General features: G+C 57.7%; 11 protein-coding genes and 1 pseudogene. 6 read left to right on the top strand and 6 right to left on the bottom strand.

Features of this window, described 5'->3' with window-relative positions; translation table 11 throughout:
* Nucleotides 1-34 precede the first annotated feature (34 nt).
* The 3 genes from ACA053_RS25135 to ACA053_RS25125 form a co-directional block, all read right to left on the bottom strand.
* Nucleotides 35-970, bottom strand: a complete 936-nt coding sequence (locus tag ACA053_RS25135; RefSeq protein ID WP_497312732.1) for an IS110 family transposase — start codon at nucleotides 968-970, stop codon at nucleotides 35-37.
* A gap of 307 nt (nucleotides 971-1,277) precedes the next feature.
* Nucleotides 1,278-3,131 carry an Lnb N-terminal periplasmic domain-containing protein gene (locus ACA053_RS25130; RefSeq protein WP_497393941.1) on the bottom strand — a complete coding sequence of 618 codons (1,854 nt, stop codon included), beginning with the start codon at nucleotides 3,129-3,131 and terminating at the stop codon, nucleotides 1,278-1,280.
* Between the two features lie 92 nt (nucleotides 3,132-3,223).
* Nucleotides 3,224-3,712 carry a DUF3015 domain-containing protein gene (locus tag ACA053_RS25125; protein WP_010467516.1) on the bottom strand — a complete coding sequence of 163 codons (489 nt, stop codon included), beginning with the start codon at nucleotides 3,710-3,712 and terminating at the stop codon, nucleotides 3,224-3,226.
* A 276-nt stretch (nucleotides 3,713-3,988) separates the two neighbouring features.
* Between ACA053_RS25125 and ACA053_RS25120 the strand changes: the two genes are divergently transcribed.
* The 3 genes and pseudogenes from ACA053_RS25120 (at nucleotide 3,989) to ACA053_RS25110 (ending at nucleotide 8,231) form a co-directional block, all read left to right on the top strand.
* Nucleotides 3,989-6,427, top strand: a complete 2,439-nt coding sequence (locus ACA053_RS25120; RefSeq protein ID WP_109634985.1) for a Lon protease family protein — start codon at nucleotides 3,989-3,991, stop codon at nucleotides 6,425-6,427.
* Nucleotides 6,428-6,738: 311 nt separating this feature from the next.
* Nucleotides 6,739-7,699, top strand: a pseudogene (locus ACA053_RS25115) (IS110 family transposase).
* Between the two features lie 211 nt (nucleotides 7,700-7,910).
* On the top strand, nucleotides 7,911-8,231 hold the full coding sequence (locus tag ACA053_RS25110; RefSeq protein WP_109634983.1) for a PA4575 family protein: 321 nt from the start codon (nucleotides 7,911-7,913) through the stop codon (nucleotides 8,229-8,231).
* Nucleotides 8,232-8,255: 24 nt separating this feature from the next.
* Here the strand turns inward: ACA053_RS25110 and ACA053_RS25105 are convergent, their stop codons facing one another.
* Nucleotides 8,256-10,085 (bottom strand): hypothetical protein, encoded by a 1,830-nt coding sequence (locus ACA053_RS25105; protein WP_497393940.1) that lies wholly within the window; start codon nucleotides 10,083-10,085, stop codon nucleotides 8,256-8,258.
* Nucleotides 10,086-10,244: 159 nt separating this feature from the next.
* On the opposite strand from ACA053_RS25105, the gene ACA053_RS25100 reads away from it, so the two are divergent.
* The 3 genes from ACA053_RS25100 (at nucleotide 10,245) to bamJ (ending at nucleotide 11,992) form a co-directional block, all read left to right on the top strand.
* Nucleotides 10,245-10,733 carry a TIGR00645 family protein gene (locus ACA053_RS25100; RefSeq protein WP_033054284.1) on the top strand — a complete coding sequence of 163 codons (489 nt, stop codon included), beginning with the start codon at nucleotides 10,245-10,247 and terminating at the stop codon, nucleotides 10,731-10,733.
* A gap of 208 nt (nucleotides 10,734-10,941) precedes the next feature.
* Nucleotides 10,942-11,253, top strand: a complete 312-nt coding sequence (locus ACA053_RS25095; protein ID WP_497313804.1) for a DUF6482 family protein — start codon at nucleotides 10,942-10,944, stop codon at nucleotides 11,251-11,253.
* 121 nt (nucleotides 11,254-11,374) lie between these two features.
* Complete coding sequence (gene bamJ, locus ACA053_RS25090) at nucleotides 11,375-11,992, top strand: BamJ family beta-barrel-assembly machinery protein (RefSeq protein ID WP_497313802.1); 618 nt, start codon at nucleotides 11,375-11,377, stop codon at nucleotides 11,990-11,992.
* 129 nt (nucleotides 11,993-12,121) lie between these two features.
* Here bamJ and ACA053_RS25085 read toward each other — a convergent pair whose 3' ends face one another.
* Both ACA053_RS25085 and ACA053_RS25080 read right to left on the bottom strand, forming a co-directional pair.
* Nucleotides 12,122-12,379 (bottom strand): PA4570 family protein, encoded by a 258-nt coding sequence (locus tag ACA053_RS25085; RefSeq protein ID WP_017340862.1) that lies wholly within the window; start codon nucleotides 12,377-12,379, stop codon nucleotides 12,122-12,124.
* 206 nt (nucleotides 12,380-12,585) lie between these two features.
* Nucleotides 12,586-12,927, bottom strand: coding sequence for a zinc ribbon domain-containing protein YjdM (locus tag ACA053_RS25080; protein WP_064675813.1), 342 nt, complete (start codon nucleotides 12,925-12,927; stop codon nucleotides 12,586-12,588).
* Nucleotides 12,928-13,043 lie beyond the last annotated feature (116 nt).

Here is a 13,043-nt window from a genome sequence, read left to right as displayed (position 1 = left end):
GGGAGATTCTATGTTGCCCGGCAACCCTGAATTCTCAGGCTGACAGGTATTCGCTCTGATTTTTCATCAGGGCAAATGCCACTCGACAGAGCTTTCGGGCCAAGGCAACCAAGGCCTGGGTTTTCGAGAAGCCTCTAGCCAGGTATGCCTCGTAAAACGGCTTCCATTTAGGCGAGCGACACGCCGCCATTGCGGCGTTGTACGCCAAACGACGAACCTCCGGATCTCCTTTTTTGGTCAGGTACCGCTGCCCATTCTTCTTGCCGGAGTCTTCGACTGCCAAGTCCATTCCCAGGAATGCGATGAACGCATCGCTGTTCGCAAAATCGCCCCGCATAAAGGTCGTCGCCAACCCGGTTGCGGTCAGTTCCCCAACGCCTTCGATGGCTTTGCAGCGATCAATATTCGCCTCAATTCCCGCCTCTTTGCTGACCTTGCGCAGCAGTTTCTGAATCGCCTGATCCGCTTGCTTGAACGCCTTCTGCTGAGCGACCTGCACTTTCTTCAACAAGGGTTCATTGGCCCAACTCAACATCAGCCCAGCATGGTTCTGGATCAGCGTTGCACGTCTGTGAAGCAGGCTTTTCAGCGAGCTGTAGGCCTTGGGTGGCGGGCTCCAGACCCGCAGTTTGCTTTGTTCATTCTCCAGGTAACGCGCCAGCAAACGCGCATCGCAGGGATCGTTCTTGGCTCGTTGACCAACGCCACGGCGGTAATGACTCACGCGATAAGCATCCACCACGTAGACCTGATGACCCATCTCATGGGCCAGCTCTACCGTGTCCAAGTGGTAGATGTTGGTGGCTTCAACGGCGATAGCGCTTTGGGCAGGCAGGGTTTTAAGCCAACGCTTGAGGGCGGTTCGATCGTTCTTGATGTCTTGAATGATTTGCAGGTCGGTGCGATAGACAGCAATTTGGGCCTTGGCGATATCGATACCAACAACCGTCTGCGAAGTAAGGATTGTCATGACGAATCCTCGGAGCTAGGGTTTAAGTGCTTGTTGGGGTCTACCGTTGCGCTGGCTTGTCTCTATCGTCGGTTTACCGATGAATTCCTTATCGGCGCTTTTGGGTAGAAGGGGCGGGACGAGAAGTCTCCCACAGTCTGTACTGGTCAGAGTCAGAATCGAGTCTGTAGTCCCACCCACCCCTTCAAGTCTAAACATACAAGCGAGCCTGCTCGCGATGGCGGTGTGTCAGTCAGCAATGATGTCGACTGATACACCGCCATCGCGAGCAGGCTCGCTCCCACATTGGTTTTGCAGTGGATTCGGGTCAGTAGTGATACCACTTCACCTCAAGCATCACTTCGTTCTCCGGTGAGGCGAGGTGGCTGAATTCGCGCTGGGCGCTCAGGCGCAGGCCCAGGTTGCGCGACAATTCCCACTGCTGGTTCAGACTCACGCTGCGGCGCACTTCGCCATTGGTGAAGAAATCGCCCTTGGCTTCCAGGCTGAAGTTACCCAGCGGGTTTTTCCACAGCAGGCCGCTATTGAAGCCTGCGGCTGGCGCGATAAAGCCTGCGAAGTCGTTGTTGTGCTCGACGCGCACGGTGCCCAGTGCAAAGCCGAGCATGTCTTCGCCCAGTTGCCAGGTACCGCCGCCGCCGCCGTTGACGTGGCTGACCAACGTTTCATCGTCATGCTTGCCCGGCACGCGCTCCAGACCGCCGGTGACTTGCCACGAGAGCGGCTGCAACAGCTCATTGCGCGGCGTCAGCGAGCGGATGGTCGCCAGGTCCAATTGCTGGAACTGCCACTCATTGCCTTCGTACTGACGCAGTTTCATCTGCAGGATTTCGATCTGCGCACCCAGCGGGAAGCTCTCGGCGTTATCGTTGAGATCGTGATAAGCCATGCGCAGGCCATATTCGCCGAAGGCCTTGTCGCCCCGAGTGCCGATTCCGGCTTGCCAGGTGCGGGATTCGTGGCCGTCCTCGGGCAGGCCGGGCCGTGGGATGTCCAGCTCCGGCGCCGGGTTCTGGTTGATCGCCCGCAGCAATTCGAAACTGCGCTGCGCCCGCTCTGGATCACGCTCCTGACCGTTGGCGCGGTAACGCTCAAGTCGATAAGCCGCATCGATGATCAGCGCCTGGCGGTCGCGGGGTTGGGCCTTGAAGGCTGGCGTTTGCAATTGCTTCTGGTCAGCGCTGACTTTCAGCACCCACTCCTGTTCTTCATCAGTCAACGGTTCCGCGCGGCTCAGCAGTTCCCGTTCACGAGACGGACGATACTGAATGGACTCCACCAGCCCGGCTTCTTTCACCGCTTTGACGGTGTCGGTGGGAATCGCGGTCAGCGGGAACTGCTCGGTCAGGCGCAGGCTCGGCCGCGCCACTTGCAGCAGTTCGAGCAAGCGATAGGAGCAGTTTTCGTCGAAGAAGAAATAGTCGAACTGGATCTGCTTCAGTTCCCAGACGTGCTCGACCATGCGCTCGGTTTCTGCCTGGGTAAGGTTCAGCCGGTATTCCCACAGGTCCCGGTTCTCGAGGCTGCGGTATTCGGAGAGTTTTTCCTGATACGGCACCAGCGCGAACAGCCCCGGATAGCCGCCCATCAAGCCTTTCCAGGCGTAGAGGATGCTGTTGTCCGAGCCTTCGATGTAGGCGCCGAAGTTGATCGCGTAACTGAGCAGTGCCGTGTGATCGCTCTGAACGTCAGCCTGGTCGATGCGCAACAAGGTATGGCCGAACATCGATGAGGGGCTGTTCAGGTACGCCGCCGGGAAAATCATCACCGCGCTGTGGGGCGAAACATCCTTGAACCATTGTTTGAATTCGCTGCAATCCAACGTTGGCAAATCAGTCAGATTGAGTTGCGACTTCAGCCAGCGGGTGCGGGCCGGATAGACGCATTGCGCATGTGTTTCGCCCGCACTGGCCGGGGCGTATATCGCCTGCACGGTGGCTGCCAGTTCACGGTCGGGGTGTTCGTTACCGTCGGGTGCGAGAAAGAATTTCTTGTCGCTGACATAGCTGCGCCAGCCACCCAGCTTGGCGGTTTCGTAGTGGCCCAGGGAAATCCAGAAGGGGTCGTTGGCCAGTTGCTGCAAACGTTGATTGTCGATAGGTGGCGCGGCGGACAGCGGGGCGCAGACACAGAGCGCCAGCCAGGCAAGGCGTTTGAGCATAGTGGGCAACTTAAGTCGAAAGAAACAAAGACCAAAAAGGGCCAGGTCCAAAAAATAAAACCCGCTCCCCGAAAGGAGCGGGCGAGTCGAGCTTAAGCTTGAGTCGCGTACTTGGCCAGACGTGGATCGTTCTTCAGAACGGCCAGGGTGTTGGTATGCACGTCGTCAGCGGTCACGTCAGCCTTGCTGAAGATCTGCTGGAAGTGCTGGTGAGTCACAGCGGCGAAATGCGCACGGTCTTCCGGCGCCACGCCCAGTACCACAGCGTAGGTAGTCAGCGCTTCGCCGTTACCTTTGGCCATGTCTTCGGACAGCTCGTTCATCATGCCATTCATGGCAAACCAGGATTTGCCGCCATACGTCAGCGACGCATTAGTCGAGCAACCGTTGGTACCAGAAGTCATACCGAACGTTGCGTTACCGGAAGTGCCGTTGGTGGTGGATGCCAGGAAGTGAGCCGGGGTGCCACGCTGACCTTCGAACAGCATGTTGCCCCAACCGCAATCCGGGCCGCCTGGCGCTTGCGCCATGGCGTTGATGGATACAGCGGTGAAGAGAGTACCGAGAAGAATCCGTTTCATAGCTTTGTTCTCTTTATGTGCATACCAATGGACAAGGGGTCTGGCCCAATCCGGCGCCAGTGGGCCAGTTATTAATCCAGCCGCGCAGTTTGGAGTTTAGGCACGTTCCCGGGGTTCCGTGATTTTTTGCGAAACATTCGTTGAAATCGTTGATTTGCGCCCGGCCGGACTGGAGATGACGGTTTGACTATGCTTTGGCTGGAGGTGCGCCTTGCAAGTGAGGTATGGGCAGCGCCAGAATGCCGCTATCTGCCCCGCCTGATGTAAGGAAGCCCGATGCCTGATCCTGTTGCTGCCAGCTTGCGTCTAGCGCCTGAAGCGCTGACCCGTCCGTTTTCCGCTGAACAGTTCAGCTTCTCTACCACCAATGATCTGGAGCCCTTCCGCGGTGTGCTTGGCCAGGAACGTGCTGTCGAAGCCTTGCAGTTCGGCGTGGCCATGCCACGCCCCGGTTACAACGTATTCGTCATGGGTGAGCCCGGCACCGGCCGGTTTTCGTTCGTCAAACGCTACCTGAAAGCCGAAGGCAAACGCCTGCAGACCCCGGCAGACTGGGTCTACGTCAATAATTTCGATGAACCTCGCGAACCTCGCGCGCTGGAATTGCCGTCGGGCACCGCCGGCGCCTTCATCGGTGACATCAACGGTTTGATCGACAACCTGCTGGCAACCTTTCCGGCTGTCTTCGAGCATCCGTCCTACCAGCAGAAAAAAAGCGCCATCGACCGCGCCTTCAACCAGCGCTACGACAAGGCGCTGGACGTGATCGAGCGCCTGGCGCTGGAGAAGGAAGTCGCGCTGTACCGCGACGCCAGCAACATCGCGTTCACGCCGATGAGCGAAGGCAAAGCCCTGGACGAAGCGGAATTCGCCCAGTTGCCGGAAGCCGATCGTGAGCGTTTCCACGACGATATTTCCGGTCTGGAGGAGCGACTGAACGAAGAGCTCGCCAGCCTGCCGCAATGGAAGCGCGAGTCGAGCAATCAACTGCGCCACCTCAACGAAGAAACCATCACCCTGGCCTTGCAGCCGTTGCTGTCGCCGTTGTCGGAGAAATACGCCGAGAACGCGGCCGTGTGTGGTTACCTGCAAGCCATGCAGGTCTATCTGCTCAAGACGGTGGTCGAGCAACTGGTGGACGACAGCAAGACCGACGCAATCGCCCGCAAGCTGCTGGAAGAACAATACGCTCCGAGCCTGGTGGTCGGTCATTCGTCCAGTGGCGGTGCGCCGGTGGTCTTCGAGCCGCACCCGACTTACGAAAACCTGTTTGGCCGCATTGAATACAGCACCGATCAGGGCGCGCTCTACACCACGTATCGGCAGCTGCGGCCGGGTGCGCTGCACCGGGCCAACGGCGGTTTCCTGATCCTTGAAGCGGAAAAAATGCTCAGCGAGCCGTTCGTGTGGGATGCGCTCAAGCGCGCCCTGCAATCGCGCAAACTGAAAATGGAATCGCCGCTGGGTGAACTGGGCCGTCTGGCCACGGTGACCCTGACGCCGCAACATATTCCGTTGCAGGTCAAAGTCGTCATCATCGGTGCGCGTCAGCTGTATTACACGCTGCAAGATCTCGATCCGGACTTCCAGGAGATGTTCCGCGTCCTGGTGGACTTCGACGAAGACATCCCGATGGTCGACGAGAGCCTGGAGCAGTTCGCCCAATTGCTCAAAACCCGTACCTCGGAAGAAGGCATGGCACCGCTGACCGCCGATGCCGTGGCGCGACTGGCGACGTACAGCGCGCGCCTGGCCGAACACCAGGGGCGTTTGTCGGCGCGTATCGGTGATCTGTTCCAGCTGGTCAGCGAGGCGGATTTCATCCGTCACCTGGCGGGTGACGAGATGACCGATGCCGGGCATATCGAACGGGCGCTCAAGGCCAAGGCCACGCGTACCGGGCGGGTCTCGGCGCGGATCCTCGATGACATGCTGGCCGGGATCATCCTGATCGACACGGACGGCGCCGCCGTCGGTAAGTGCAACGGACTGACTGTGCTGGAAGTCGGCGACTCGGCGTTCGGTGTGCCGGCGCGGATTTCCGCCACGGTCTACCCGGGCGGCAGCGGCATCGTCGACATTGAGCGTGAGGTCAACCTCGGGCAGCCAATTCACTCCAAGGGCGTGATGATCCTCACCGGGTATCTGGGCAGCCGTTACGCTCAAGAATTCCCGCTGGCGATTTCCGCGAGTATCGCGCTGGAGCAGTCCTACGGTTATGTCGATGGCGACAGTGCGTCGCTGGGCGAGGCGTGTACGCTGATCTCGGCGCTGTCGAAGACGCCGCTCAAGCAGTGCTTCGCGATTACCGGCTCGATCAACCAGTTCGGTGAAGTGCAGGCGGTGGGCGGGGTCAACGAGAAGATCGAAGGTTTCTTCCGGCTCTGCGAGGCCCGCGGGTTGACCGGTGAGCAGGGGGCGATCATTCCGCAGGCCAACGTGGCCACGCTGATGCTCGACGAGAAGGTGTTGTCGGCGGTGCGTGCGGGGCAGTTCCATGTCTACGCCGTCCGCCAGGCTGACGAGGCGTTGAGCCTGTTGGTCGGTGAACCGGCCGGCGCGCCGGATGCCGATGGCCAGTTCCCTGAAGGAAGCGTCAACGCGCGGGTGGTGGAACGCTTGCGGGTGATCGCGGAAATGATCAGCGAAGAAGACCTCAAGGAAGCCGAGAAGGAAGCGGCGCTGGAAGCATTGGTCGAAGCAAAACCAGCCTGACGCCAACCTGAGGTCACCCTCAACCCACTGTGGGAGCGAGCCTGCTCGCGATAGCGGTGTATCAGTCACATCATTGTTGACTGATACTCCCTCATCGCGAGCAGGCTCGCTTGTATGTTTAGACTTGAAGGGGTGGGTGGGACTACAGACTCGATTCTGACTCTGACCAGTACAGACTGTGGGAGACTTCTCGTCCCGCCCCTTCTACCCAAAGCGCCGATAAGGAATTCATCGGTAAACCGACGATAGAGACAAGCCAGCGCAACGGTAGACCCCAACAAGCACTTAAACCCTAGCTCCGAGGATTCGTCATGACAATCCTTACTTCGCAGACGGTTGTTGGTATCGATATCGCCAAGGCCCAAATTGCTGTCTATCGCACCGACCTGCAAATCATTCAAGACATCAAGAACGATCGAACCGCCCTCAAGCGTTGGCTTAAAACCCTGCCTGCCCAAAGCGCTATCGCCGTTGAAGCCACCAACATCTACCACTTGGACACGGTAGAGCTGGCCCATGAGATGGGTCATCAGGTCTACGTGGTGGATGCTTATCGCGTGAGTCATTACCGCCGTGGCGTTGGTCAACGAGCCAAGAACGATCCCTGCGATGCGCGTTTGCTGGCGCGTTACCTGGAGAATGAACAAAGCAAACTGCGGGTCTGGAGCCCGCCACCCAAGGCCTACAGCTCGCTGAAAAGCCTGCTTCACAGACGTGCAACGCTGATCCAGAACCATGCTGGGCTGATGTTGAGTTGGGCCAATGAACCCTTGTTGAAGAAAGTGCAGGTCGCTCAGCAGAAGGCGTTCAAGCAAGCGGATCAGGCGATTCAGAAACTGCTGCGCAAGGTCAGCAAAGAGGCGGGAATTGAGGCGAATATTGATCGCTGCAAAGCCATCGAAGGCGTTGGGGAACTGACCGCAACCGGGTTGGCGACGACCTTATGCGGGGCGATTTTGCGAACAGCGATGCGTTCATCGCATTCCTGGGAATGGACTTGGCAGTCGAAGACTCCGGCAAGAAGAATGGGCAGCGGTACCTGACCAAAAAAGGAGATCCGGAGGTTCGTCGTTTGGCGTACAACGCCGCAATGGCGGCGTGTCGCTCGCCTAAATGGAAGCCGTTTTACGAGGCATACCTGGCTAGAGGCTTCTCGAAAACCCAGGCCTTGGTTGCCTTGGCCCGAAAGCTCTGTCGAGTGGCATTTGCCCTGATGAAAAATCAGAGCGAATACCTGTCAGCCTGAGAATTCAGGGTTGCCGGGCAACATAGAATCTCCCACATTTGTTTGTGTGAAGCACAAAAAAGTGCCATCACTCTGGCGTCAATATTCACACAATGACCATTCGGCGCCTTCTGGTTCTACCTGACGTGCTAGTCAGACTTTTCTTCTATTCTCAGCTCAAGGATATCGACAGTAATCACTGGATCGAGACAGCCTTCTCGTGGGGGCTGAATACCGGATCTACCGAGGGTCGCCGCCATGTCGCGCAACCTCTGCCTCACCCGTCAATGTTTGGGCCTTGTGACCCGTATCGAGTGTGCCATCCGCCCGTTGGCGGGGGATACGGGCATGTGGACATTGCTTTTTGCCGCCGGAATGGCCGGTGAACAACCTTCCGCCATCAAGGCACAGGGCCCGTTCCATGGCCCTTTCGTGGCTGAATCCATCCTCGACACGATTGTTGAAAGCCTGACGCTGCATGGCTACGAGCTGGCCGATGACCCACAAATCTGGTGCCTGCACTTGCAAGCCCAGTTGCGGGAAATCAACGGCGGTCGTTGCCGCAACCTCGGTGGCTGAGTTCGGCTCGAGCACTGAACCCGGCTATTGATCAAGGTGGGATAGATCAGCCTTGGCCAGTTTGACCTCGAAACCATACTGGACCGTGGTGAGGTCGGTTCGCTGATAGCTTTCCAGGCGCGTTGGCTGGCCGTAGAAGTAATGCACGGCAAACAACGCCGGGCCTTCTGCGCTCGCGTCGTGTGTGACGGAAAGAATTTCCTTCAGATAGTTTCCGGAGTCGTCCTTGGCGAAAAATCGCCAGTCCTGGGCAGGAAACAGCTTCAAATCAACCACCAGCGCATTGCCTTTGAGTTCCAGGCCTTTGGGTAGCGCAGGGGCGTCGAACGTTTGTTTGGCCACTGTCGCCAGGAACAGCGGCATGGAGCCCACTGCATAGGCCGGTGTTTCCGGAAACAGGTTCAGGTCATAGGTGATGGCGCCACTTAGCGGGTCGACCTCATAAGCCTCTTGTGGCAGCTCGATCGGCTCATCGCGTTTGCCGCTGCCATCCTCCGTAAAGAAAGTGACCGGGCTATTGCCAGCGCTGAACGATGTACCGAGCAGCTCATCATTGAAGCTTTTGGGGTGATCGAACTCGATGCGTGCGGCGCTGGGGTCCTCCACCGATTGGCTGACGATGATGCGTTTCTTCAGTTGTTCCTCGCTCAATGTCGCGCCCTTGAGCCAGTTCGGGGCCTGATCGTCATACACCACCACCGGCAAGGTCAGTGGCTGGATGGTTTTTTCCGTGGTGTGCGATTCGAAGCGACGCACCGGCAGGTTCAAATCCTTACGGGTCACCGTGGCGGCGGAGAAGTCCAGCACACTGACCTCAACGGTTTCGACCGGTCCGTTGAAATACACTTTGCTGTAATGATTCTTCTGTTGCGCCTCGAAAGTGCGCTGTTCTTCATTGATCTGTTGTTCGAACGTCTCGCTCCAGGCCTTCTGCTGCTGAATTTTCGCCAGTTGTTTTTGATAGAAGGCAATTTGCGCGGCGGTTTCATTGATCGAACCCGAGCGCGAGAGGAATTGCCCGGTGATGTCCTTGGCCTGGACGATCAGTGGGTTCAACGGTGTTTCGCTGACTTCCGGGGCCAGTGGCGCGCTGTTGTTGAATTCGATTTCGGCGTAGTTGTTGCCCAGTTTCAGCAAGGTGACGCTGAGGTTTTCGTTGGTGCGGGTCTGGCCGACATCTTTTTTGCTCAGGTCGAAGGTGTAGAGCCTGCGCGGGGCGATGACCTCGACCTTGCCTTGCAGGCTTACCGGCTGGGGCTGGTGCTTGTTGTCCACGTCCAGGCCGTCGATGAACGGATAGGTCACCGTCAGATCATCCGGGTTAGTCACGTTGGAACTCGACGGACTCAGCTGAATGCCCGGATCGGTTTCCGACCATTCCGGCTGGAACGCGATGACACGCTTGTTGCTCAGGGTCACCGATTGCCATTCCAGGCCATGGGGAAAGAGAAACGCGGCCGGAATGTTGAAATTGAAGGGGAACACCGGTTGCAGATCGGTCAGGTAGTCGGAGCTGGAATCCTTGTGCAGCACGAACAGACCGTTGATGTAGGTATCGACCAGGGCCTGAGGCGTGGGGTAGTGCTTGAGCACGGCGAGGGCGTCTTCGCCGTATTCGGTTTCCACGGGTTTGCTGTCGAGCTTGAGTTGCGCGCGCTCAAGCAACAGCAGCGAACCACCGAGTTCGGCAGCGGCATCCTTGAGCTTCGGATCCTCAATCGCATCCAGAGACTTCTCGAACTGCGCGGTCTTTTCCTCGAGGCTGGTCTGGCGCTTCTCGTCGCTGGGTGAGCAGCCGCTCAGCAGCAGCGCCAGGCAAAAACCGGCACTCGTTATTGGCAATCGCAGATCCATTTCCAGTCTTCCTGTCCGATGTCGCTGAGCTGTCAATAGTCTGGACACTAGCAGAAAAACTTTGTGACACACGCGCAGGTTGCGGATTTCCCGACGGTTTCTGGCTGTAACGGGGGACTGTTATACTCGCGGCCATTTCCAGCCCACGTGTGAGATTCAATGGAACGCTTTATCGAAAATGCAATGTACGCCTCCCGCTGGCTGCTGGCGCCGATCTACTTCGGTCTGTCCCTCGGGCTACTGGCGCTGGCGCTGAAATTCTTCCAGGAAGTTTTCCACGTCATCCCTAACGTATTCTCGATGGCCGAGTCGGACCTGATTCTGGTGCTGCTGTCGCTGATCGACATGGCGCTGGTGGGCGGTTTGCTGGTGATGGTGATGATTTCCGGTTACGAGAACTTCGTTTCCCAACTGGACATCGACGACGACAAGGAAAAGCTCAACTGGCTGGGCACCATGGATTCGTCTTCGCTGAAGATGAAAGTGGCGGCCTCGATCGTGGCGATCTCGTCGATCCACCTGCTGCGGATCTTCATGGACGCCAAGAACGTCGATCCCGAGCATTTGAAGTGGTACGTGATCATTCACATGACCTTCGTTATTTCGGCGTTTGCCATGGGCTACCTGGACAAACTCACCAAGCACTGATTCACACGGCCCTTGTAGGAGCGAGGCTTGCCCGCGAAGGGGTCGTGTCAGTCGATATAGATGTTGCCTGTCACACCGCCTTCGCGGGCAAGCCTCGCTCCTACAGTCAGACGCAAACAGACGGGCGGTGGCGTTCGTGGCTTGTGCTTTGAGGCATCAAGGCATATGCCTGTAAGTGTCTTTGCTCGACACTGTAAGAGGTGCCTTCATGAACTTCGTTGAGTTGCGTGCGTATGCCATCGCCGGGAAAATCGATGAGCTGAATCTGATCTCTATGGAAGGCGGAATCTACCTGCTGGAAGCGCGCATGCATGGTGCGGCGTATCCCTTGAGTGATGCCCACGACCAGATGGTTCACCTACGCTCGGTCGAGCATGCGCGTCAAATGCTGCATGCCTTTCCCTCCTTGTCATTCAACCTTGTCCACACGTCCGTTCATGATGAGATGTGCGGGATGAGTTCCGGTGCAGAGGAAAGCCTGAAAGTACCGATTGCCTTCCGTTCTGCCTGGCACCACTGACAGCGCTCATCAACGCAACGGCATCTGTGCTAGTCTGCTGGCCCTTTTGGTTCCGGGCGCTCCGGGACGCGCTGTGCACGCACGGCAAGTTCCAGGGCCGTCCGCACAGCGGAGCAGTGTCATGTCCGAAGTAAATCTGTCCACCGACGAAACCCGCGTCAGCTACGGTATTGGCCGTCAGCTGGGCGATCAACTGCGCGACAACCCGCCACCGGGCGTTAGCCTGGACGCGATCCTGGCAGGTCTGACCGACGCTTTCGCCGGTAAGGAAAGCCGTGTGGGTCAGGAAGAAATGTCCGCGAGCTTCAAGGTCATTCGCGAAATCATGCAAGCTGAAGCAGCTGCCAAAGCTGAAGCGGCTGCTGGCGAAGGCCTGGCTTTCCTGGCTGAAAACGCCAAGCGTAATGGCATCACCACCCTGGCTTCCGGCCTGCAATTCGAAGTGCTGACTCAAGGTGAAGGCGCCAAGCCCACCCGTGAAGATCAAGTGCGCACCCACTACCACGGCACCCTGATCGACGGCACTGTGTTCGACAGCTCCTATGATCGTGGTCAGCCTGCAGAATTCCCGGTTGGCGGTGTGATCGCTGGCTGGACCGAAGCCCTGCAACTGATGAATGCCGGCAGCAAATGGCGTCTGTACGTGCCGAGCGAACTGGCTTACGGCGCTCAAGGCGTTGGCAGCATTCCGCCGCACAGCGTACTGGTATTCGACGTCGAACTGCTCGACGTTCTGTAATACCTGGCCCGATATCACGTCGGGCTAATGTGGGAGCTAGCCTGCTGGCGATAGGAGCGACCGGGTTTCTTCAAGACCGCGTTGATACCATCGCCAGCAGGCTAGCTCCCACAGTTTTTACGGCGCTATTCATACTTCAAGCTTGTTATGCAACTCACTGGTCGGGCGCAACGCCCGGGCATAGCAGAACAGAAACAGATTGCGCACCAGTTCCTTGAGCACCACCGGCTCGCTGGAACTCAAGCCATTGACGTCCAGGTCTCCCTGATCCTGCAGCTCGTTCAAGGCTTCTTCTTCAAGCACTGCACAGACTTCCCCTGTTTCCCGATGCAGGATCCTGAGGTATGGGTGTGGGCGGTCCAGCCAGGCATCGATCAAATAAGTCATGGGTCTCATCTCCATTGATGTGTTTCAATGAGAATAATTCTTATTCATCAAATAGCAAGGACCTATTGGCGATTTGTGATTTTTCCCGGGTAAAGATTGCGTAAGGTCAAAGCGGCTGGCGTTTGGCTATTGCGAAGAAATGCTGGGGAGAAACGGAGAGGGTGAAGCGCCATCCCACGCAGGGCGCGGGATGGAAGACAGCAGATTCAGACTTTTCTGACGAACTCGGATTTGAGCTTCATCGGGCCGATGCCGTCGATCTTGCAGTCGATGTCGTGATCGCCATCGCACAGGCGGATGTTCTTGACCTTGGTACCGACCTTGACCACCAGCGACGTGCCTTTGACCTTGAGGTCCTTGATCACGGTGATGGTGTCGCCGTCCTGCAGGACGTTGCCGACCGAATCCTTTTTCACGGTGTCATCGGACGCCGCTTCGGCTTCGCCGCCGGCGGACCACTCGTGGGCGCACTCGGGGCAGATCAGCTGTGCGCCGTCTTCATAGGTGTATTCGGAATTGCATTTTGGGCAGGGTGGCAACGTGCTCACTAAAGCTCCTTGGATTCAGGACCGCTAAAAAGCGCACATTATATAGGGTTTTAGCGTGAGGAGGCGCACGGAATGCATAACCTGTGGGAGCGACCTGTGGCGAGGGGGCTTGCCCT

Source organism: Pseudomonas sp. LBUM1672 (genome assembly GCF_059695655.1).
Note: the sequence above shows the minus strand (reverse complement) of the source record. Positions and strands in the feature narration are given on the sequence as shown.